The 21965-nt window shown below is 63.4% G+C and carries 19 protein-coding genes; 8 read left to right on the plus strand and 11 right to left on the minus strand.

The window, feature by feature from the left end; all coding sequences use genetic code 11:
• The 5 genes from KY084_RS13885 (at position 1) to KY084_RS13905 (ending at position 9700) form a co-directional block, all read left to right on the plus strand.
• Positions 1-2361, plus strand: coding sequence for a GH92 family glycosyl hydrolase (locus tag KY084_RS13885; RefSeq protein ID WP_219239078.1), 2361 nt, complete (start codon positions 1-3; stop codon positions 2359-2361).
• Complete coding sequence (locus KY084_RS13890; RefSeq protein WP_219239079.1) at positions 2358-3797, plus strand: glycoside hydrolase family 125 protein; 1440 nt, start codon at positions 2358-2360, stop codon at positions 3795-3797. Before KY084_RS13885 ends, KY084_RS13890 begins: the two co-directional genes overlap by 4 nt.
• Complete coding sequence (locus tag KY084_RS13895; RefSeq protein ID WP_219239080.1) at positions 3794-6139, plus strand: GH92 family glycosyl hydrolase; 2346 nt, start codon at positions 3794-3796, stop codon at positions 6137-6139. The genes KY084_RS13890 and KY084_RS13895 overlap by 4 nt, the downstream gene beginning before the upstream one ends.
• Positions 6140-6380: 241 nt before the next feature.
• Complete coding sequence (locus KY084_RS13900) at positions 6381-7343, plus strand: ROK family protein (protein WP_219239081.1); 963 nt, start codon at positions 6381-6383, stop codon at positions 7341-7343.
• On the plus strand, positions 7340-9700 hold the full coding sequence (locus KY084_RS13905) for a GH92 family glycosyl hydrolase (RefSeq protein ID WP_246587165.1): 2361 nt from the start codon (positions 7340-7342) through the stop codon (positions 9698-9700). Before KY084_RS13900 ends, KY084_RS13905 begins: the two co-directional genes overlap by 4 nt.
• Before the next feature lie 135 nt (positions 9701-9835).
• Here the strand turns inward: KY084_RS13905 and KY084_RS13910 are convergent, their stop codons facing one another.
• Entirely contained in the window at positions 9836-11989 is a 2154-nt protein-coding gene (locus tag KY084_RS13910; RefSeq protein WP_485116214.1) for a TonB-dependent siderophore receptor, read from the minus strand.
• A gap of 119 nt (positions 11990-12108) precedes the next feature.
• Between KY084_RS13910 and KY084_RS16810 the strand changes: the two genes are divergently transcribed.
• A complete protein-coding gene (locus KY084_RS16810; protein WP_219239082.1) occupies positions 12109-12468 on the plus strand; it encodes a hypothetical protein in 360 nt (119 codons plus the stop codon).
• 4 nt (positions 12469-12472) lie between these two features.
• On the opposite strand, the gene KY084_RS13920 is transcribed toward KY084_RS16810, so the two are convergent.
• The 8 genes from KY084_RS13920 to gltX form a co-directional block, all read right to left on the minus strand.
• A complete protein-coding gene (locus tag KY084_RS13920) occupies positions 12473-12817 on the minus strand; it encodes a YbaN family protein (protein ID WP_219239106.1) in 345 nt (114 codons plus the stop codon).
• Positions 12818-12881: 64 nt separating this feature from the next.
• A complete protein-coding gene (locus KY084_RS13925) occupies positions 12882-13415 on the minus strand; it encodes a GNAT family N-acetyltransferase (RefSeq protein WP_219239083.1) in 534 nt (177 codons plus the stop codon).
• Positions 13412-13831 carry a 6,7-dimethyl-8-ribityllumazine synthase gene (gene ribH, locus KY084_RS13930; protein WP_219239084.1) on the minus strand — a complete coding sequence of 140 codons (420 nt, stop codon included), beginning with the start codon at positions 13829-13831 and terminating at the stop codon, positions 13412-13414. The genes KY084_RS13925 and ribH overlap by 4 nt, the downstream gene beginning before the upstream one ends.
• Before the next feature lie 4 nt (positions 13832-13835).
• Complete coding sequence (gene ribB / locus KY084_RS13935; protein WP_219239085.1) at positions 13836-15125, minus strand: 3,4-dihydroxy-2-butanone-4-phosphate synthase; 1290 nt, start codon at positions 15123-15125, stop codon at positions 13836-13838.
• Between the two features lie 49 nt (positions 15126-15174).
• Entirely contained in the window at positions 15175-15783 is a 609-nt protein-coding gene (locus tag KY084_RS13940; RefSeq protein ID WP_219239086.1) for a riboflavin synthase, read from the minus strand.
• Between the two features lie 2 nt (positions 15784-15785).
• On the minus strand, positions 15786-16742 hold the full coding sequence (gene ribD / locus KY084_RS13945; protein WP_219239087.1) for a bifunctional diaminohydroxyphosphoribosylaminopyrimidine deaminase/5-amino-6-(5-phosphoribosylamino)uracil reductase RibD: 957 nt from the start codon (positions 16740-16742) through the stop codon (positions 15786-15788).
• 14 nt (positions 16743-16756) lie between these two features.
• The gene (locus KY084_RS13950; protein ID WP_343228030.1) at positions 16757-17125 is read right to left on the minus strand and encodes a hypothetical protein; all 369 of its coding nucleotides are present in this window, start codon (positions 17123-17125) and stop codon (positions 16757-16759) included.
• A 30-nt stretch (positions 17126-17155) separates the two neighbouring features.
• Complete coding sequence (gene gltX / locus KY084_RS13955) at positions 17156-18481, minus strand: glutamate--tRNA ligase (protein WP_219239088.1); 1326 nt, start codon at positions 18479-18481, stop codon at positions 17156-17158.
• A gap of 113 nt (positions 18482-18594) precedes the next feature.
• Between gltX and KY084_RS13960 the strand changes: the two genes are divergently transcribed.
• Positions 18595-19530, plus strand: a complete 936-nt coding sequence (locus KY084_RS13960) for a ribose-phosphate pyrophosphokinase (RefSeq protein ID WP_219239089.1) — start codon at positions 18595-18597, stop codon at positions 19528-19530.
• Positions 19531-19533: 3 nt separating this feature from the next.
• On the opposite strand, the gene KY084_RS13965 is transcribed toward KY084_RS13960, so the two are convergent.
• Both KY084_RS13965 and KY084_RS13970 read right to left on the minus strand, forming a co-directional pair.
• Complete coding sequence (locus KY084_RS13965) at positions 19534-19926, minus strand: hypothetical protein (RefSeq protein WP_219239090.1); 393 nt, start codon at positions 19924-19926, stop codon at positions 19534-19536.
• A 3-nt stretch (positions 19927-19929) separates the two neighbouring features.
• Complete coding sequence (locus KY084_RS13970) at positions 19930-20448, minus strand: sterol desaturase family protein (protein ID WP_219239091.1); 519 nt, start codon at positions 20446-20448, stop codon at positions 19930-19932.
• Positions 20449-20623: 175 nt separating this feature from the next.
• Here KY084_RS13970 and sucC point away from each other — a divergent pair, with 175 nt between their 5' ends.
• Positions 20624-21823 (plus strand): ADP-forming succinate--CoA ligase subunit beta, encoded by a 1200-nt coding sequence (gene sucC, locus KY084_RS13975; protein ID WP_219239092.1) that lies wholly within the window; start codon positions 20624-20626, stop codon positions 21821-21823.
• Positions 21824-21965: the final 142 nt, after the last annotated feature.

Here is a 21965-nt window from a genome sequence, read left to right on the forward strand (position 1 = left end):
ATGATCAGCCGAGCCGCCCTGAAAACTGCGACGGCGGCACTCGCCCTGACCGGCACGTCGATATCCGCCGGTCCGGCACTGGCGCAGGACGCGCAACCGCAAACAGCGCTGGTCGATCTGATCAACCCGCTGATGGGCACCGATTCCAGCTATCGCCTGTCCTATGGCAACACCTATCCGGCGGTCGCGGTGCCGTTTGGCATGAACAGCTGGACGCCAGTAACGGGCAAGCCGGGCAGCGGCTGGGGCTACACCTATGATGACGAGAAGATCAACGGCATCAAGCAGACGCATCAGCCCAGCCCATGGATGAACGATTACGCCGCCTTTTCGCTGATGGCCGAAACGGGCGAACTGAAGATCGGGCAGGAAGAACGCGGAAGCTGGTTCAGCCACAAGGCGGAAGAAGCGCATCCTTATTCCTACAAGGTGTTCCTCGCCGATTACGACGTGACCGCCGAAGTCGCGCCGACCGCGCGCGCGGCGCAATTCTGTTTCACCTTTCCCAAGGCGGACGACGCGCACATCCTGCTCGACGCGCTTGCCGGCGGGTCGATGGTCAGAATTGACGCGAAGAACCGGCGCATCACCGGCTATGTCCGCAACAATCACGGCGGCGTTCCCGACAATTTCCACAATTATTTCGTCGCCCAGTTCGACCATGATTTCACCGTTACACGGACCTGGGACGATAACGGCCAGTTGACCGCCGATACCGATCGCGAGGGCGATCATGTCGGCGCGGTGGTGAGTTTCAAGACGCGGGCGGGCGAGCAGGTGCATGTGAAGGTCGCCTCTTCCTTCATCAGCCCCGAACAGGCGCAGCGCAACCTTGACAACGAAATCGGCGGCGACAGTTTCGAAACGACAAAGGCCAAGGCGAAGGCCGCGTGGGAAACGGAACTGTCACGGGTCCGGGTGAACGATCCCGATCAGCAGAACCGGCGCACCTTCTATTCGGCGCTGTACCGCATGCTGCAATTTCCGCGCGAATTCTTTGAAAAGGACGCGGACGGCAAGATCATCCACTACAGCCCGTATGACGGAAAGGTGCATGACGGGTATCTTTATACCGATAACGGCTTCTGGGACACCTGGCGCGCGGTCTTCCCCTTCTTCGCGCTGATGTACCCCGAACGCGACAGCCAGATCATGCAAGGGCTGGTCAATACGTACAAGGAAGGCGGCTGGCTGCCCGAATGGGCGAGTCCGGGCTATCGCGACGTCATGATCGGGTCCAATTCGGCGAACCTGATCGCCGATGCCTATATCAACGGCGTGCGCGGCTTCGATGCCGAAACGCTGTACCAGGCGATGATCAAGAACGCGACGACCAGCGAGGGGCGCCCGACCGACAAGCGCGGCCGTGTCGTCGAGGCGGTGGGCCGCGAAGGCGTCGAATATTACAACCGGCTCGGCTATGTCCCCTATGATGTCGGCATCAACGAAAATGCCGCACGCACGCTGGAATACGCCACCGCCGATTTTTCCATCTCGCAAATGGCCAAAGCGTTGGGCAAGGATGCCGATGCCCGCGAATATGCGCGAAAGGCGCTGAATTATCGCAAGCTGTACGATCCGCAGAGCGGCTGGATCCGCGGCCGCAACCGCGACGGATCGTGGGAGACGCCGTTCAATCCGTACAAATGGGGCGATGCCTTCACCGAAGGCAATGCGCTGCATTACAGCTGGGCGGTGATGCAGGACCCGCAGGGCCTGATCGACCTGATGGGCGGACGCCGGAAATTCGTCGACCGGCTCGATTCGATCTTCACCACGCCGCCGATCTTCGACGACAGCTATTATGGTCAGACGATCCATGAAATCCGCGAGATGCAGATCGTCGATATGGGCCAGTACGCCCATGGCAACCAGCCTATCCAGCACATGCCCTATCTGTACGATTGGGCAGGCGCGCCATGGAAGACGCAATATCATGTCCGCGACATCATGGCGAAGCTGTATGCGCCCACGCCCGACGGCTATCCGGGCGATGAGGATAATGGCCAGACATCGGCCTGGTATGTCTTTTCGGCGCTGGGATTCTATCCCGTCGCATCGGCGACCGGCCAATATGCGATCGGCAGCCCGCTGTTCCGCGACAGCGTACTGCGCATGCCGTCGGGCAAGACGCTGCGCATCACCGCGCAGAATAACAGCCCGCAAAATGTCTATGTCCAGTCGGTGACGTTCAACGGCAAACCGCATGACAAGACGTTCCTGACGCACGACGCGCTGGAACAGGGCGGCACGCTGACCTTTGTCATGGGATCACAGCCCAACAAGCAATGGGGCACGGCCCCCGCCGATGTGCCCTTTTCACTGAGTGCGCCCGCCACGACATCGGGGGAGCGGCCATGACCCCCAGCCGTCGCGAAATCCTTGGCGGTGCGGGCGCGCTCGCGCTTGCCGCCGCACTGCCGCGAACCGCGCGCGCCGCGACGTTCGTCAGCAAGCGGCCGGCCCCTGCGAAACGCAATTTCACCAGTCCGGCGATTGAGGCCGAAATCGCGCGGGTAAAGCGCATGATCGCGGATCCCGAACTCGCCTGGATGTTCGAAAATTGCTATCCCAACACGCTCGACACCACGGTGCAGACGGGGACGATCGACGGCCGACCCGACACGTTCGTCATCACCGGCGATATCGAGGCGATGTGGCTGCGCGACAGTTCGGCGCAGGTTCAGCCCTATATCCACCTTGTCGGCAGGGACGCGAAGCTGAAGGCGCTGTTCCAGGGACTGATCCAGCGTCAGGCGCGGTGCATCCTGATCGATCCGTACGCCAATGCGTTTGACAAGGACCCGACCGCGCCATCGAAACTGGAATGGTCGCAAACCGATCAGACCGACATGAAGCCGGGCGTTGCCGAGCGGAAGTGGGAAATCGATTCGCTGTGTTATCCGATGCGGCTCAGCCACGAATATTGGAAACGCACGCGCGACAAGACACCGTTCGACGACCGGTGGAGCGAGGCGATGAAGCTGGCCGTCCACACGTTCCGGGTGCAGCAGCGAAAGGAGGGTCGCGGGCCGTATCATTTCCAGCGAAAGGCGCTGGCGCCCACCGATACGCTGATGCTGGGCGGCTATGGCCGACCGACGAAGAAGATCGGCCTGATCCATTCGATGTTCCGACCGTCCGACGATGCGTGCCTGTACCCCTTTCTGATCCCGTCGAACCTGTTCGCGGTTTCGGTGCTGCGCAAAATCGCGCAGGTCCATCGTGAAGCGCGTGGCGACGATGCTGCGGCACGCGATGCCGAAGCGCTCGCCGATGAGGTCGAAGGTGTGCTGAAACGGCACGCGCTCATCCCCGACGGCAAGGGCGGCCAGGTCTGGGCATATGAAATCGACGGTTTCGGCAATTACATCTTCATGGACGATGCCAATGTGCCCAGCCTGTCGGGGCTTGCGATGCTGGGCGTGGTGAGCCACGACGACCCGCTGTTCCGCCGCACCGCCGATCTCGCCTGGTCGACACGCAACCCGTATTTCTTCCAGGGCAAGGCGGCCGAGGGGATTGGCGGGCCGCATATCGGCATGGACATGATCTGGCCGATGTCGATCATCACCCATGCGATGAACGCCGATGACGATGCGACCATCCGGCAGTGCCTGCACTGGCTGAAGACCAGCCATGCCGGAACCGGGTTCATGCACGAAAGCTTCAACAAGGACGATCCGTCCGATTTCACGCGATCCTGGTTCGCATGGGCCAACGCGTTGTTCGGGCAGTTGATCGTCGAATTGGCCGAACGCAAACCTGCGATCCTGGCCGGGAGCATCGGAGCATGAGCGCCGACAAATCGCCGGCGATCCTGCCCACAAGCCGCCGCCGCCTGCTTGCCGGAAGCGGGCTTGCCGCAATCGGCGCGGCGATCCCGGCCGCCGGCTGGGCGCAAGCGCCGAGCAGCGGCAAACCCGACCTGTTCATCGGGACGGGCGGTCATGGCCATACGTTTCCCGGCGCTTCGCTACCCTTCGGCATGGCGCAATTGAGCCCCGACACCAACACCCATGGCTGGGACGCCTGTTCGGGCTATCATCAGGACGATGGCTCGATCATGGGGTTCAGCCACACCCATTTGTCGGGAACGGGCATCGGCGACATGCTCGACATATTGGTGGTGCCGACGCGGCAGCCGCTGGCGCTGCGTCCCGGCCCCGCCGATGATCCCGACAAGGGCTATCGTCAGCGCTTTTCGGACGAATTCGCAGAGCCGGGCTATTATCGCGTCGCGCTGGAATCCGGCGTGCAGGCAGAACTGACCGTTACCGAGCGGTGCGGACTGCATCGCTATCGCTTCGCTTCCGGGCCAGGTCATATCCTGATCGACTTCGCCCATGCGATCGAGGACGATTGGGACAAGGGGGTCGTCGTCGAAGACGCAACCCTGACGCTTGATCCGGACGGGATGCTGACCGGCGGACGACAGGTCAATCGCTGGGCCAAGGGGCGGCACATCTATTTCGCGATGGCGCTGTCGCGAAAGCCCGACCGGGTGCAGTTTTTCGGTGACGACGGCCAGCCCGCCCCTGATGGCGCGACACGGATCAGCGGCAATCGGATAAAGGCGGCCTTCTTCTTCGACGATGCGGGCGGCGATCCGATCCTGATAAAGACCGGACTGTCGGCGGTCGACATACAGGGCGCGCACGATGCGCTGTCCGGCGAAGCCCCCGGATGGGATTTCGACGGCGCGGTCCGCGCGGCGCGGGGCGTCTGGGCCACGCAGCTCAACAAGCTGCGCGTAACGGGCGGTAGCGCCGGTCAGCGCACGATCATGGCGAGCGCGCTGTATCATACATTGCTTGCACCGACGCTCTTCACCGATCGGGACGGACGCTATATCGGGCTGGACCGCAAGGTTCATCAGGCACCCAAGGGTGAGGAAGCCTACAGCACCTATTCGCTGTGGGACACCTATCGCGCGCTGCATCCGCTGCTGACACTGATCGCGCCCGACCGGGCGGCTTTGCTGACCCGCGATCTATGCCGGCAGACGGCGCAAAGTCCCGATGGGCCGCCGGTCTGGCCCTTACAGGGGGTGGAAACCGGCACGATGATCGGCTGGCACGCCGTATCGGTGCTCGCCGAAGCGCATGCCAAGGGGATCGAGGCGGATTACGCCGCGGCATGGCCACATATCCGCCGCCGCGCCTTCGATCGTGATTTTCAGGATATCGACAGCACGCTGGGCCGCGGTTTCTATTACGATCTGGGCTATATCCCCTGTGACAAGGTGTGGGAATCGGTCAGCCGGACGCAGGAATATGCCTATGACGACTGGGCGATGGCGCATATCGCCGATGCCGTCGGCGCAAAGGACGATGCAGCCGCGCTGCGCACGCGATCGCGCAACTATCGCAACGTCATCGATCCCGATATCGGCTTTGCCCGTCCGCGCTTCAGCGACGGCAGCTGGTGGCACGACTATGACCCGATCCAGATCGGTCACGATGTCGATACATGGCGCGATTATACCGAAGCCAATGGCTGGCAGGCGACGTTTCTCAACCAGCATGACATTTACGGCCTGATCGACCATTTCGGCGGCGACGCGAAGTTCGAGGCGAAACTCGACGCGCTGTTCAACGGTCCGTCGACGTTGCCCGATAACGCACCGCCCGATATTTCGGGACTGGTCGGCCAATATGCGCATGGCAACGAACCCGATCAGCACGTCGCCTATCTGTACGCCTATTGCGGCGCGCCGTGGAAGACGCAGGCGATGGTCCGCCGGCTGCTGACCGAAATGTACAAGGCCGACCCCGACGGGGTGATCGGCAACGACGATTGCGGGCAGATGAGCGCATGGTTCATCCTGTCGTCGCTGGGTTTCTATCCGGTCGATCCGGTAAGCGCGACGTATGTCTTCGGCTCCCCCCTGTTCGACGTCGCGCAGCTTACGCTGGGGCAAGGCAGAACGCTGACCGTTCGCGCGAACGGAAATTCGGCCGAAACGCCTTATGTTCAGTCAGTGCGCTGGAATGGCAGGCCCTGGACACGAAACTGGATCGCGCATTCGCAACTGGCGCTCGGCGGCGAACTGGTGTTCACTATGGGCGAGCGTCCGTCCCGGTTCGGCAGCGCAAGGCAGGACCGGCCACCCTCCTTCGCCAGCACCGCCGGATGAGCGAAGCGAGCCTTTCCACCCTCGCCCGCCCGGACGGCGGAGGCGTCAGGCCCGGCACTGGCTGTCCGTTTCGCGCCCGGCGAGCGGCGCGTACCTTTTTTTCAACCCCGCTTTTCGTGTGATCGGAGCTTTTTGTGCCTAATCGTTTTTACCCGTCGCAACCCCGGTTCCGGTCAGCGCTGATCGGCACCGCGCCACAGGCTGCCGATCCGTGCCATGCACGCGCGGCGGGGGTGCGTCGGTGACGGCGGGCAGGACGGACTCCCCCCGCCTTTTCGCCGGCGTCGAACTGGGCGGCACGAAATGCGTCTGCACCCTGGCGAACGGGCCCGACGATGTTCGCGAACAGCGCGTCATCGCGACCACAGTGCCATGGGAAACCTTGCCCGCGATTCAGGCGGTGCTTGACGGATGGTGGCAGTCGCACGGCTTTGAAGCGCTCGGCATCGCCTCCTTCGGCCCGATCCACATCCATCCCGATCGCAAAGGCTATGGCCGTGTGGGCGCGACCAACAAGGCGGAATGGGAAGGCGCGGATATCGTCGGCCCGCTGCGATCCGCCTTTTCGGTGCCGATCGGGTTCGATACCGACGTCAACGGGGCCGCACTCGCCGAAATGCGCTGGGGCAGCGCACGCGGCCTTGACGATTTCGCCTATGTGACCGTGGGTACGGGCGTCGGGGTGGGGTTGATCGTTCACGGCCGCCCCTCCCGCGGGTTCAGCCACAGCGAAATCGGCCATATCCGCGTGCCGCGCCTGCCCGGCGATGATTTTGTCAGCATCTGCCGCTTTCATGACGATTGCGTCGAAGGGCTGGCATCGGGAAGCGCGCTGAAGGCACGGCTGAAGGGGCGCGACATTGCCGATGTTGCGCCGGACGATCCGGTGTGGGAGCCGATGGTCGAATATCTGGCGGTGATGGTACACGCGCTGGCCTGCACGACCGGGCCGATGCGCGTCGCGATGGGCGGCGGGGTTATTTCAGGGCAACCCCATCTCCTTCCGCGTATCAACGCCCGGCTGGAGCGCAGCCTGAACCGCTATATGCCGCTGCCGGGCGATGGCGAATATGTGATCGCTCCCGAACTGGGGGCGCTTGCCGGGCCGCTGGGCGCGATCGCAGTGGCGATGGACGCGCCGATGCGGGCGGCGGAAACACCGGGCGACGAGGCGCTGCCCATTGAGACGCAGCGGGGAATATGATGATACGATGGACGATGGCCGCAGCGGCGGCACTGGTCGGGGTAGTACCCGCCATGGCGCAGCACGCCCCCGCCCCTGCGGACGAAGTCAATCCGTTCATCGGCACCACCAACGGCGGCAATGTCTATCCCGGCGCCACCATGCCGTTCGGCATGGTCGCCTTCAGCCCGGAGGAAACGCCGCTTCCCGGCTATGGCTTCCCGATCGCCGCACCGGGCGGCTATGAATGGCGCGCCAACGGCGTGCGCGGGTTCAGCCTCACCCATTTGTCGGGAACCGGCTGCACCGGGGCGAGCGGCGATATTCCCATCATGCCGGTGACACGCGCCGTCGATATCTCCCCGTCGTCGGTCGAGGCGGCACTGATGTACGCCAGCATCATCGACCATGCGAAGGAAAAGGCCGCACCCGGCAGCTATTCGGTGACGCTGGACAACGGCGTGGAGGTGGCGCTCTCCGCCACGCAGCGCACTGCGGTCGGGCATTTCGCCTTCCCGAAGGACAGACCGGCAAATCTGCTGTTCCGCACGTCCGACAGCGAGGTGGGAAGCACCGCCTCCACCATCCATATCGATGCCGCGCACCGCACCGTTACGGGATCGGTAACGGCGGGCAATTTCTGCGGCTATCTGGCCGAGGACCGCCGCGAAAGCTATTATACGCTGCATTTCGTGGCGGTTTTCGACCAGCCGTTCGAAGTCGGCGGTACCTGGCGCGACGATATAGTGAGCGAGGGCGCGACCGACGGCGGCGGCGGAACGAGTTACGGCACGCGCGGCCATCCTCCGGCGGGCAAGGGCGCGGGCGGATGGATCCGGTTCGACGACAATGCCGGGCGGGCGGTCAATGTCCGTATTGGTATATCCTATGTCGACGAAGCCGGCGCACGCGCGAACCTGAACGCGGAAAGCCCGGCAAAGACCACGATCGCATCGGCGCAGGCGGCGGCGCGCAAGGTGTGGAACCGCACACTGGGCCAGATCGCGATCACCGGCGGCGACAGCGACGATCGCACCGTTTTCTATACCGCGCTGTACCACACGCTGCTTGAACCCAATCTCTACAGCGATACCGACGGGCGATATCGCGGGTTCGACGGTCAGGTACATCACCTGTCGGACGGGCAGAACGCGCAATATGCCAATTATTCGGGCTGGGACGTCTATCGTTCACAATTGCAGCTGGTGACGCTGCTCGATCCCGCGCGTGGGTCGGACATCGCCCAGTCGCTGCTCAATCAGGCCGATCAGAATGGCGGCGTGTGGGACCGATGGACGCATGTGACCGGCGCGACCAGCGTGATGAACGGCGATCCGTCGCCGCAATCGCTTGCCGCCATCCATGCATTCGGCGGCCGGTCGTTCGATCTGGAACGCGCCTATGCCTCGCTGAAGCGCGCCGCGACCGTACCGACGCAAAAGGACCTCAGCCGTACCGGATGCCCGGTGCTTTGCATTGGACAGCGGCCCGGCCTCGATCAATGGCTGAAGCTGCATTACATGCCGGTGGGCGCGCCGGGATGGGGTTCGGCGGCGGACACGCTGGAAATGGCGGCGGCCGATTTCGGCATGGCCGAACTGGCGCGCGCCGTCGGCGACCGGGCGGGCGAAAAGCGCTTTCGCGAACGATCGGGCTATTGGCGCAACCTGTTCAATCCCGCCGCCGGCGCGCAGGGCGGCTATATCCAGCCGCGCAACGCCGATGGCAGCTGGCCCGCATTCGATCCCGCGTCCGACGATGGCTTTGTCGAAGGCAGCGGCGCGCAATATCTGTGGATGGTGCCGTTCGATCCGGCGGGCCTGATCGATGCGCTGGGCGGAAAAGCCGCCACGGCGCGGCGGCTCGACGCCTTTTTCCGCGACGAAGGTGGCGGTTGGGCGGTAACCAAATCGGGGCCGCTACACGCCGAGCTGGACAATGAACCCTCGATCGCCTCCCCCTGGCTGTACGATTTTGTCGGTCAACCCTGGAAGACGCAGGAAACGGTGCGCGCGGCAATGCGGCAAATCTGGACCAACCGCCCCGACGGCATTTCGGGCAATGACGATCTGGGCCAGATGTCGTCCTGGTATGTCTGGTCCGCGCTCGGCCTGTACCCGCTCTATCCCGGACGCGCCGATCTGGTGGTGGGAAGCCCGCTCTTCCCCGAAGCCACCATCACCCGGCCGGGCGCCGACATCACGATACGCGGACAGGGCGCGGCGCCGGACGCACCCTATGTCAGCGCGCTTCGCCTGAACGGCCGGGCGGTGAAACAGCCGCTGCTGCCCGCCGATTTCGTCGCCAGCGGCGGCACGCTCGATTTCGTGCTGGGAACCACGCCGGATCGCGACTGGGGGAGGGATCACACGCCCTGACGGCGCACCGCGCGCGCCACCGCCGGAAACCGGGTCGGCGGCGTCGAATTCCAAGCCGCGTCCTTCCGTTTCACCCAATCCTATCCATGCATTGTTCCGCTCGTGCCGTCGCGCCGCCACCCGAACGAGACAGCTTCATTGGAAACGGTAGCTGGCGCTCAGGGTGAAATTGCGCGGCGCGCCATAGCGATACTGGCTGTAGAAGCCGATCTGGCTGTAATATTTCTTGTCGAACAGATTTTCGATGTTGCCCTGAATTTCGACATTATCCGTCAGCCTGTACCGCGCCATCAGATTAACCAGCGCATAGCCGTCCTGTTGAAATCGGAACGCGCCGCCGGTCACCGGATTTACCCCCTCGCTATACGCCTTGCTGCGATAATTCACGCCGCCGCCCAGAGTCAGCTTATCGATCGCATAGGTGGTGAACAGCTTCAGCAGCTTGCGCGGCTGGTCGGTGTTGACGTTGGCACCGTCGGCGTCCTCGATACTGAACTGGCTGTAACCGAAGTTCAGATTCCAGCCCGGCAACGGCGAGCCGGTGGCTTCGATCTCAAATCCCTTGCTGGTGGCTCCGTCGCTCGCGACATAGGGTTGCTGCGGAAGGCCGCCCGGCGGGGTGATCTGCGGCGCATCGTTGTCGACCTGCGCCAGATTGTTCTGCTTTATGCGGAACAGCGCGATCGAGGTTTGCAGCGCATCATTGAAGAAGGAATTCTTCAGGCCGATTTCGTACGAATCCCCCTCGATCGGAGGCAATTGCCTGAGATTGGCGTCAATCTCGCTTTGCGGCGTGAATATCCGCGTGAAACTGGCATAGGCCCTTATGCCGGGAACGATGTCGTAAAGCACGCCGGCATACGGGATGAAAACGCCCTTGTCGCCATAATCGCTCTCCACGCCATAACTCAGACCCTTCTGTTTCCAGCTGGCGATTCTGCCCCCGCCGATTACCTTTAACCGGTCGGACAGGTTGGCGCGCACCGCGCCGTAAATTCCGGTCTGAACGATCTTCTGATCGACCGCGAGATAGGGCGTCGGGGAAAAACCCGGATCGGGCACGGTGGAGCCGCCATCGGCAACGAAGTCGGGGTTGTCGGGGACATACAGGGCACTGAAGCTGTTGGTGTAGAGCTTCTGAACGCTGCGCAGCGCGCCGATCACGACATCATGGTCGCGGCCGAACAGGTTCACCGATCCTTTCAACTGGCCGTCGAAACTGTTCTGGATGCTCTCGCCCTCATCCTTATAGGGGTAGGTCGATCCGATCACGCCGGTATCGACGTCAACGGTGCCCGACAGGTAAAGCAGCTTGGCCTGTTCGGCGTTGCGCATCCGGTTGTAGTTGAGCGTGAGCTTCCATCTGTCGCCGATCTGCTGGCGTAGGGTGGCGTAGAGATTCTGGTTTGTTGTGTTCCAGTAGGTCCAGTCGGCCGAAGTGCTTTTCGATCGCGACCAGTCGGTGGCTGAGCCGTCCGAGAAGAAGGTCGGCAAGGCGCCCCATGCCGGTGCCGTGGGTGTGCCGCGCTGATGGCTGACGCCAAGGCGCAACAGGGTCGTGTCGGTCACATCGGCATCTATGGTGCCGTAAACCAGCCATTTCTTATTATGATAAAGGTCGATATAGCTGTCGCCCTCTTCATAACGACCGACAAGGCGGAAACGAAGACTGCCGTCGGCGGTGACCCGCCCCCCGATATCGCCGGACGCGCGCCAGGTATCCCAGCTGCCGTAACTGGCGGTAAGATAGCCGCCAAGTTCGGTCCTGTCGGCATGCTTGCGCACCAGATTGACCGATGCGGACGGATCGCCCACGCCCGTCAGCAGGCCCGTCGCGCCGCGTACGATCTCCACCCGGTCATAGATCGACACGTCGATATTGGTTTCGCCCTTGCCGCCGGCCAGCGTCCATGCCAGCGGAACGCCGTCGATCTGGTAATTGGTGATGTCGAAACCGCGCGCGTAGAAATTGTTGCGCACATCGTCGACTTCGGAAACCGTAACGCCCACGGCATTCTGGATCACATCGGCTACGCTGATCAGGTTCTGGTCGATGATGCGCTGCGATGTGATGACGCTGACCGACTGGGGTGTCTCCTGCACCGTCAGTCCCAGGCCGGTAGCGGTGTCGATCTTGCTGTCGATGGTGTATTTTCCGCTGACGACGATGTCGTCGCCATCGGCATTTTTTTCCCGCACCGGTTCGGATTGCTTTCCGGCAACCGACACATCGTCCGATTGGGCATTTGCAGGGGTCGCAAGCGCCGAACCTGCGATCATCGCCGCCATCAGGGAAATGCTTCCCGATTTCGGCATACGGATTTTTCCCGCGCGTAAACTCACCCTTGCCCCCGATAAATGTGATAATGCGAACTATTCTCATGCGCAGGTATGAGGGGATGTCGGTCGTGTCAACGGAAATTTCCGCCCGTGCTGCACCGCAAATCTCCGGGGCGGGCGACGATCTCGTCGTGCTTGCCGAGATACTGGACGCCCCCCCTGGCTTCAACGGTGCGCGGCCATGGTGCCATTCCCGACTCTCTTTATGCGACAGGCGTGGTGGGAGCGAATGGCGGCACCCAGGAGCACTCGATTCGGGCGGCGTCGACGCGATCGCGTTCGGCCGTCCTTTCCTGGCCAATCCCGACCTGCCCGCGCGCTTCGCGAAAAACACCGCGTTGAACGAGGACGATATGGCTACGTGGTACGCCCCCGGCCCCGAAGGCTATACCGATTATCCCACGCTTGAGGTGCAGGCGGCGGAGTGATCGGTCACCGTTCCGGCCGGGTCCATATCCACGCGCCGCTGACGCACATCGCGGCGATCGGGAAGAGCATCCAGGGCCAGTGAAGCCAGAACAGGGCGGCGGCGATGCTGACGATGAAGGCAGCGCTCGCCGCCCATTTTCCCTTGCGGGAAATCGCCCCCGCCTCGCGCCAGGCGACGATATGCGGGCCGAAACGCGGATGTTCGACCAGCCGACGTTCCAGCGCAGGGCTGCTGCGCGCGAAGCAGAAGGCTGCCAGGATCACAAACGGAACTGTAGGCAGCAGCGGCAGGAAAATGCCGAGCGCGCCAAGACCGAGCGAAGCCCAGCCGCCAAGAAAGAACAGCATGCGTTTCACGGTCGCAATCGTGGCGCAATATGGCGCGGTTCGCCAGCGCGTTAAGGCCGCCGCGCTACATCCGCCTCGCGCGCCAGTCCTTGGCGCCCTGCCCCCAGGCGCGGACCGGCAGGTCGGCAAAGGGCGGCGGCAGCGTGCACGGTCCCTGATCGACGGATCCCAACCGCTTTGCCAGCGTGATCGACCGGGCATTGTCCGGATCGATGGTGTGGATCACCCGGTCCCAGCCCAGCGTGTCGAAGGCGAAATCCATGCACGCGCATGCCGCTTCAAAGGCATAGCCGCGCCCGGCAAATTCGCGCGCAACGCCCCATCCGACCTCGCGACCGGGCCAGCCTTCGGGGTGCCATGGGCCGATGCGCCCGACCCACCGGCCGGTATCGCGCTCGACCACCGAAAACATGGCGAAGCCGCGAATGTCCCATGCGCCGCGCATCGTGCATAGCGCGCGCCAGCTTTCCGCGCGCGACCTCGTCCCGCCCAGATGTGCCATTGTCTGTGGATCGGCGGAAAAATCCGCCCATGCATCAAGGTCACCCGCCTCCGGCAGGCGCAGCAACAGGCGTTCGGTATGCAGGACGGGGGTCATTCGAAGCGTTTCTTCAGCTCGAACATGGCGATCGCCGCCTGCGCAGCCTCTCCGCCCTTGTTCTTTTGCGCAGGATCGGCGCGGACCTGCGCCTGCGCTTCGTTCTCCACCGTCAGGATGCCATTGCCGACGGCCAGCCCGTCCATCGAAAGCGCCATCAATCCGCGCGCGCTTTCGCCAGCGACGATTTCGAAATGATAGGTTTCGCCCCGGATCACCACACCGATCGCCACAAAGCCGTCATAGCGCCCGGTTTCGGCGGCAAGCGCCAATGCGCCGGGAATTTCCAGCGCCCCCGGCACGGTTATCGTTTCATGCGCATGCCCCGCCGCCGCGATCGCTTCGCGCGCACCGGCGAGAAGCTGATCGTTCAGATGCTCGTAAAAGCGCGCTTCGATGATCAGAAATTTGGCCATGTCGTTATTCCCCCAGATCGATTGCACGCTCACCAACGATCGACAGGCCATAGCCGTCCAGACCGATCAGCGTGTGATGGCTGTTGGTGAGCAGTTCCATTTCCTCGACGCCCAGATCGGTCAGGATCATCGCGCCGACACCATAATCGCGCAGTTCTTCCATGTCCGATCCGGGGCGCACGCCCGCCTTCGCCTCGATCGCGGTGGTAAAGGCATCGGCGCGCGGTTTGTTGATGACGACGACGACCCCCGCGCCCTCCTCGCCTATGATCTCCATTGAGCGGCGGAGCAGGCCGCCGCGCGCACCCGTTTCCCCGAACAGATCGGCAAAGGGCGAGAGCGCGTGCATGCGTACCAGCGTCGGCTTGTCGGGATCGACCCGGCCCTTGACCAGCGCGATCTGCTCGGTGCACGCGGCCTTGTTCCAGAAGCTGATCACCTTCCAGTCACCGCCCCATGTGCTGGTAAAGCTCGCTTCGGCGCGGCGTTCGACCAGATGGTCATAGCGGCGGCGATATTCGATCAGGTCGCGAATCGTGCCGATCTTCAGCTGATGCGTCCGGGCGAATTCGATCAGGTCATCGAGCCGCGCCATCGTGCCGTCGTCCTTCATGATCTCGCAAATCACGCCCGACGGGTTCAGACCGGCCAGCCGCGAAACATCGACCGCCGCCTCGGTATGGCCGGCGCGCACCAGCACCCCGCCCTCGCGCGCGACCAGCGGAAAGACATGGCCCGGCGTAACGATATGATCGGCGTCCTTGGACGAATCGATCGCCACCGCCACCGTGCGCGCACGATCGGCGGCGGAAATGCCGGTGGTGACGCCGTCGCGCGCTTCGATCGAAACGGTGAAGGCGGTTTCGTGCCGGGTGCCGTTGCTGCGACTCATCAGGTCGAGGCCCAGCGCATCGACCCGCTCGCGCGTCAGCGACAGGCAGATGAGACCGCGGCCATAGCGCGCCATGAAGTTGATCGCATCGGGGGTCGCCATCTGAGCGGGGATGACCAGATCGCCCTCATTCTCGCGATCCTCATCGTCGACGAGGATGAACATGCGGCCATTGCGCGCTTCGTCGATAATCTGTTCTGCGCTCGCCATCACGCCATCACCGCCACCGCTTGCCAGATAGCGTTCCAGCTTGCGCAGCGTTTCGGCGGTGGGATTCCAGTCGCTCTCTTCCAGTCGGCGAAGCGAGTTGGCGTGCAGCCCGGCGGCGCGTGCCAGTCCGGCCCTCGTCATCTCGCCCGAAGCGACGAGATCGCGGATTCGATCAATTAATGGGGTGCTCATGCGCTGGCCGTTATCACATCACAAAGTGACAACCAACGAAAGAATCACATCAAGGTGTGATGCTGAGTTGCTGCATACGCTTCAGATAGCGCGCCAGCACGTCGATCTCCAGATTTACCGCCTGATCGACCGCAAACGACGCAAAGGTCGTGACCGCCGCCGTATGCGGAATGATGTTGAGGCCGAAGCGAACGCCGTCCGCGACATCCTCCACGCTGTTGACGGTCAGCGACACGCCATCGACCGTGATCGACCCCTTGGCCGCGATATAGGGTGCGATCTCCGGTCCTGCCGCGATCGTCACGCGAACCGATCCGCCCTCCTCATGCAGTTCCACCACGCGCCCGACGCCGTCGACATGCCCGGTCACGATATGGCCGCCCAGTTCATCGCCCAGTTTGAGCGCGCGTTCGAGATTCAGGCGTTGGCCGCCGCGCCACATGCCCGGCGCAGTGCGCGATACGGTTTCGCCTGAAACATCGACCGCGAACCAGTCCGGCCCTTTGTCGACCACGGTCAGGCACACGCCGGAACAACTGATCGAAGCGCCGAGATCGATTTCGGTTGTGTCGTACCCACAGGCGATGCGCACATGTTGGTCGCCGGTCTGCTCGACCGTTTCGATGGTGCCGATGTCGGTGACGATTCCGGTGAACATGCCTATCTCCTGACGCGCTCGTAAACATCGAGAGTGTCGCTGCCAAGCCGACGCGAATCGCAAGCGCGCCATCGCCCATGCGCATCGGCGAGGTCCGCGAGCCCGAAACCGGGAAGCGTCCGGCCGTCGCCGATAAGGATCGGCGCCCGGTACAGGAGCAGGCGATCGACCAGATCGGCGGAAAGAAACGAAGCAGCGGTCTCGATCCCGCCTTCGACCAAAAGGTGATCGCCGGGCAAATCGTCGGTCAGCAGGTCGCCCGGCGCGTTTATCGTGCGCCAGCCGGGCGGCACATCGATATCTTCGCTGGAGAGCATCAACCTGGCCGGAGCGCGGTCTTCCAGCCCGGCGAGACGAACGTCGAGCGAAGGCCTGTCGGCCGTCACCGTGCCCCGCCCGACAAGGATCATTTCATGCCGGGCGCGCTCGACATGCGCGTGATGCCGCGCCGCTTCGCCGGTGATCCATTTGCTTCGCCCGTCGGCCATCGCGATTGCCCCGTCGAGCGACATCGCCAGTTTCAGCGTGACATGCGGCCGCCCGAAGCGCTGCCGGGTCAGAAACCCCGCCATCGACCGGCGAGCGTCGGCTTTTTCAACGCCGCACAGCGTTTCGATTCCCGCTTCGTACAGGCGCGCCAGCCCCTTGCCGTCAGTGCGCGGATCGGGATCGCGAAGCGCCACGACGACGCGCGTCACGCCCGCTTCGGCCAGCAAATCCGAACAGGCGGGTCCGCGCGGTGACACATGCGCGCACGGTTCCAGCGTGACATAGGCCGTTGCGCCGCGCGCTGCCGCTCCCGCCTGCGCCAGCGCCATCGCCTCGGCATGCGGACGCCCGCCCGGCTGGGTCCAGCCGCGCCCCACCACCACGCCGCGATTGACGATCACGCATCCCACATTGGGATTGGGCGCGACGCGTCCTCGCCCGCGCTCGGCGAGCGACAGCGCTGCGCCCATCCAGCGCGAATCCGTCAAAGTCCCCAGCTGTCGAGCTGGTTATCCAGACGCTGGAATTCGGCGCGGCGTTCGGCCTGCTTCTTTTCAAGTTCGGCTTGCTGCTCTCGTTTTTTCTGAACATCGATTTTCTGCTGCGCCAGAATCTCTGCCTCGCTGCGGTTCAGCGGCCAGCTTTCGACATAGATGATGCTCTTCTTGTACGGCACTTCCACGCGGCTGTCATGAACGAAGCCGGCGATCACCAGCACCGTCAGAAACAGCGCCGCCATCATGAACACCAGTTCGTGCGGCCGCCGCTGCGCCAGAAACCGGCGAAGATCGCGATAGGCCCGAACCGGCGAGAGGAATTTGAGAAAACTGAACACGCCGCTACAGATACGCACGCACGACGCCGCCGACCAGCCCCTGCCGCATCATTGCCCGCGCAGGCGCTTTATCGCGCGCTCACGCCCGATCAGCGGCAACAGCGCCGCCATGTCGGGACCGTGGCCGAGGCCGGTCAGCGCGCGGCGAAGCGGCAGGAACAGCGCCTTGCCCTTGCGGCCCGTCCGCTCCTTCAATGCACCGGTCAGCGCGCGCCAGGGATCATCACGCCAGTCGATTTCGTCGGCCAGCGCCGCCGCCTGGGCGAGATACTCCACATCGTCGCCCGGCACGGGTGCGTCGAACGGCCCCTCTACGATCGCCCACCAGTTCGCCGCTTCGCCTACCGTGGAAAGGTTGGGTCGGATCGCCGCCCATCCTTCGCGCTCCATTGTGTCGGGCAGCCGGTCGGCGACCGCATCATAGTCAAGCTGATGGACGATTCGCGCATTCAATCCGGCGAGTTCACCTTCATCAAAGCGTGCGGGCGCACGGCCGAACCGGGCAAAGTCCATCGTTTCGATCAGCGGCTGCGGCCTGGTGACCGCTTCGACCGGATCGCTGGTGCCCAGCCGCGCGAGCAGCGCGACCAGCGCCACCGGTTCGATTCCGCCCTCGCGAAAATGGTCGATGCCCAGCGAGCCGAGCCGTTTGGACAGCTTGCCCTCGGCTCCGGTCAGCAGCGCCTCATGCGCGAAACGCGGCGGCTGGGCGCCCAGCGCGGCGAACATCTGCACCTGAACCGCGGTGTTGGTGACATGATCTTCCCCACGCACCACATCGGTAATTCCAAGGTCGATATCGTCGATGACCGACGGGAGCAGGTACAGCCAGGACCCGTCCTCGCGCCGGATCACCGGATCGCTGATCTTTTCCGGATCGAAGCGCTGCGGGCCGCGCACCATGTCGTCCCATTCCATCGGCGCGTCGTGATCGAGGCGGAAACGCCAGTGCGGCCGCCGCCCCTCGGCCTCCAGCGCCGCGCGTTCGGCTTCGGACAGGTTCAACGCCGCGCGATCATATACCGGCGGCAGGCCGCGCCCGAGCAGGATTTTGCGCTTGAGGTCCAGTTCCTGCGGCGTTTCATAGGCGGGATAGATTCGCCCCGCGGCGCGCAGCGTTTCGAAATGCGATTCATAGATCGCGAAGCGCGCCGACTGGCGTTCCTCAGCATCGGGGACTAGTCCGATCCAGGCGAGGTCTTCGCGAATCGCCTCCACATTCTCTTCGCTCGACCGTTCGGCATCGGTGTCGTCGATACGCAGCAGGAAGCGGCCGCCCGCCTTTCGCGCCCACATCCAGTTGTGGATCGCGGTACGCAGATTACCGACATGCAGCCGGCCGGTCGGGCTGGGGGCGAAACGTGTGGTTACCATGGCACATCTGTTACGAACCGCCCGGCGCGGCGGCAATGGCCCTTTTCGCAGAGCGATCGCCTCTCTAAGGAGGGGCTCTCAATGGACGGCGCATCAAGGGAGAATGGCGCGCGATGAAGCTTTTGGCGGGCAATTCGAACCTTCCGCTTGGCGATGCGATTGCCAGCTATCTGGAAATTCCGCTGACCAGCGCGAATGTGCGCCGTTTCGCGGATGAGGAGATTTTCGTCGAAATTCTGGAAAATGTGCGCGGCGAGGACGTGTTCATGCTCCAGTCGACATCCTATCCCGCCAACGACAATCTGATGGAATTGCTGATCTGCATCGATGCGCTTCGCCGTGCATCCGCCCGCCGGATCACCGCCGTCGTTCCCTATTTCGGCTATGCGCGGCAGGACCGCAAACCGGGTCCGCGCACGCCGATCTCGGCGAAACTCGTCGCGAACCTGATCACTACCGCAGGTGCCGACCGCGTGCTCTCGGTCGATCTGCACGCGGGACAGATTCAGGGCTTTTTCGATATTCCGACCGACAATCTGTTCGCCGCGCCGGTGATGAGCGAAGATATCAAGGCGCGCTTTTCGGACAAAAACCTGATGGTCGTTTCGCCCGATGTCGGCGGCGTGGTGCGCGCCCGCGCGCTTGCCAAGCGACTCGATAACGCGCCGCTCGCCATCGTCGACAAACGCCGCGAACGGCCGGGCGAATCGGAGGTGATGAACATCATCGGCGACGTGTCCGACCGATTCTGCATCCTGATCGACGATATCGTCGATTCGGCGGGAACGCTGTGCAACGCCGCCGCCGCGCTGAAACAGGCGGGAGCCGCCGGAGTCGTTGCCTATTGCACCCATGGCGTCTTGTCTGGCGGTGCCGTGGCGCGGGTCCAGAAATCGGCGCTTGAGGAACTGGTGATCACCGATTCGATCGGCAATCACGACACCATTTCGAAGGCCGAGAAGATTCGCCACTTGACCATCGCGCCGCTTCTCGCCGAAGCGATGCGGCGGATCGCCGATGAAGCGTCGGTATCCAGCCTGTTCGACTGATCCTCAGCGCCCGGCGATCCGGGCGAGTAGCGCGGTAATCCTTAACAGGACGAGCAGCCCGGCAGCGGCGAATCCGGCGAGCGCAAGAAGCGCATAGGTTATCGCGCGAAGCCATATCGCGGTTTCGGGCGCTCGCTGATCTGAAGCGTGGATTTGCGCGGGGCCGGGCGCGGCGGAAGGCTGGCCGGGAGCGCCTGACGATTGCGTTTCGCGATCCGATGCGCGGCCCGCCCCGCCGCCTTTATCAGCAGCATCGTCGTTTTGCGCCGAAACCGGCGGATTTACGCTACGCTCCGCCGTGTCGACCTGCGACGCGCTTTGCAGCGAAAGCAGCACCGCGAAGGTCGCAAGCCCGCTGAGCACGAGCAGCAGCGTTCGTCCAAGCCAGTCGGCCATGCGTCAGACCGCCTGCCGGTCGCGCTCCGCCGTCGGTGCGCGCACGCCCGCGTTGCCGCGCCGGTTGAGCGCTTCCTTCAACGCTTCGGGCCGGGGAGCCCATAAAAAGCCGAAACTGACTGTGCCGCGCTTCGTTTCAACCGCGTGATGCAGGCGATGCGCCTGAACGATCCGCTTCATATAGCGCGAGCGCGGGAGGTAGCGATTGGCCACCCGGCGATGGACGATGATATCGTGAAAGCCGAAATAGATCGCGCCATAAGCGGCGATTCCCGCGCCGATCCATGTGCAGCCGGGCCACCAGCCAAGCTGAACCCCGCCCAGCAGCAGCACGATCGATGGCACGGCGAAAATCGCCGCGTACAGGTCGTTCAATTCCCAGTTGCCGGTGCGCGGGCGGTGATGGCTTTTGTGCAGAAACCAGCCCGGCCCATGCATCACCCAGCGGTGCATGACATAGGCAAAGCCCTCCATGCCGAATATGGTGACGAGAAAAAGCGCGATGCCGGTCGATATGGCCATACACCCCTTATAGCCGCGCATGCGCCGATAGGCGAGAGCCGGCACCCGGCTGAGAATGCGTTGCAAACGCACGAGCCATAGCCATATCGCACGCCTGAGGGGGTGGATTCACCTGCCCAGCTGTGCTTTAGCGCAACGCAAATTTCCCGATCTTTCGAACGGAAGGCACGCCCACATGAATATCCATGAATATCAGGCCAAGGAATTGCTCGCGAAGTTCGGCGTGCCCGTCCCCGCCGGCCATGCCGCGATGAGCGTCGAGGAAGCGGTTGAAGCAGCGAAGAAGCTCCCCGGACCGCTCTATGTCGTCAAGGCGCAGATTCATGCCGGCGGCCGCGGCAAGGGCAAGTTCAAGGAACTGGGCCCCGACGCCAAGGGCGGTGTACGCCTTGCCAAGACGTTGGATGAGGTTGAGGCCGCGGCGAAGGACATGCTGGGCAACACGCTGGTTACCGTTCAGACCGGTGAGCATGGCAAGCAGGTTAACCGCCTGTACGTCACCGACGGCGTCGACATCGCCAAGGAATTCTACCTTGCCGTGCTGGTCGACCGCGCCACCGGCCGTATCGCCATGGTCGCATCGACCGAAGGCGGCATGGACATCGAGGATGTCGCGCATAACAGCCCGGAAAAGATCCACACCATGGATATCGACCCGGCGACAGGTTTCATGCCGCATCACGGCCGCGCGGTCGCCAATGCACTGGGCCTGAAGGGCGACCTTGCCAAGCAGGCGCAGAAGACCGCGGCGAAGCTGTACGAAGCGTTCCTCGGCACCGATGCCAGCCAGATCGAGATCAACCCGCTGGCGGTAACCGAAGACGACAAGCTGATGGTGCTCGACGCAAAGGTCGGGTTCGATTCGAACGCGATGTTCCGCCACAAGGACCTGGCCGAGCTGCGCGACGAAACCGAAGAAGACCCGATGGAGCTGGAAGCGTCGAAGCACGACCTGGCCTATATCAAGCTGGACGGCGATATCGGCTGCATGGTCAATGGCGCAGGCCTTGCCATGGCGACGATGGACATCATCAAGCTGAACGGCATGTTCCCGGCCAACTTCCTGGATGTCGGCGGCGGCGCCAACAAGGAAAAGGTGACTGCCGCGTTCAAGATCATTCTGAGCGATCCGGCGGTAAAGGGCATCCTCGTCAACATCTTTGGCGGCATCATGCGCTGCGACATCATCGCCGACGGCATCGTCGCCGCGGCGAAGGAAGTGAACCTGTCGGTCCCGCTGGTCGTGCGCCTGGAAGGCACGAATGTTGAGAAGGGCAAGGAAATCCTCGCCAATTCGGGCCTGCCGATCGTCGCCGCCGACGATCTGGGCGATGCGGCGAAGAAGATCGTGGGCGAGGTGAAGCAGGCCGCCTGAGCCGCGCATGTCATCTGATTCCGCCCGGATTGCCGCACGGTCCATCGCTCAGGCGATCGCAAACGCGGCGGAGGGTAAAACAAACGGGGCTCAGGCGGATACGCCGGGGCCCCGTTTTCGTTGGTAGCGCCATGGTATTTGA

Source organism: Stakelama flava, from assembly GCF_019351405.1.
GTDB lineage: Bacteria > Pseudomonadota > Alphaproteobacteria > Sphingomonadales > Sphingomonadaceae > Sphingomonas > Sphingomonas flava_A.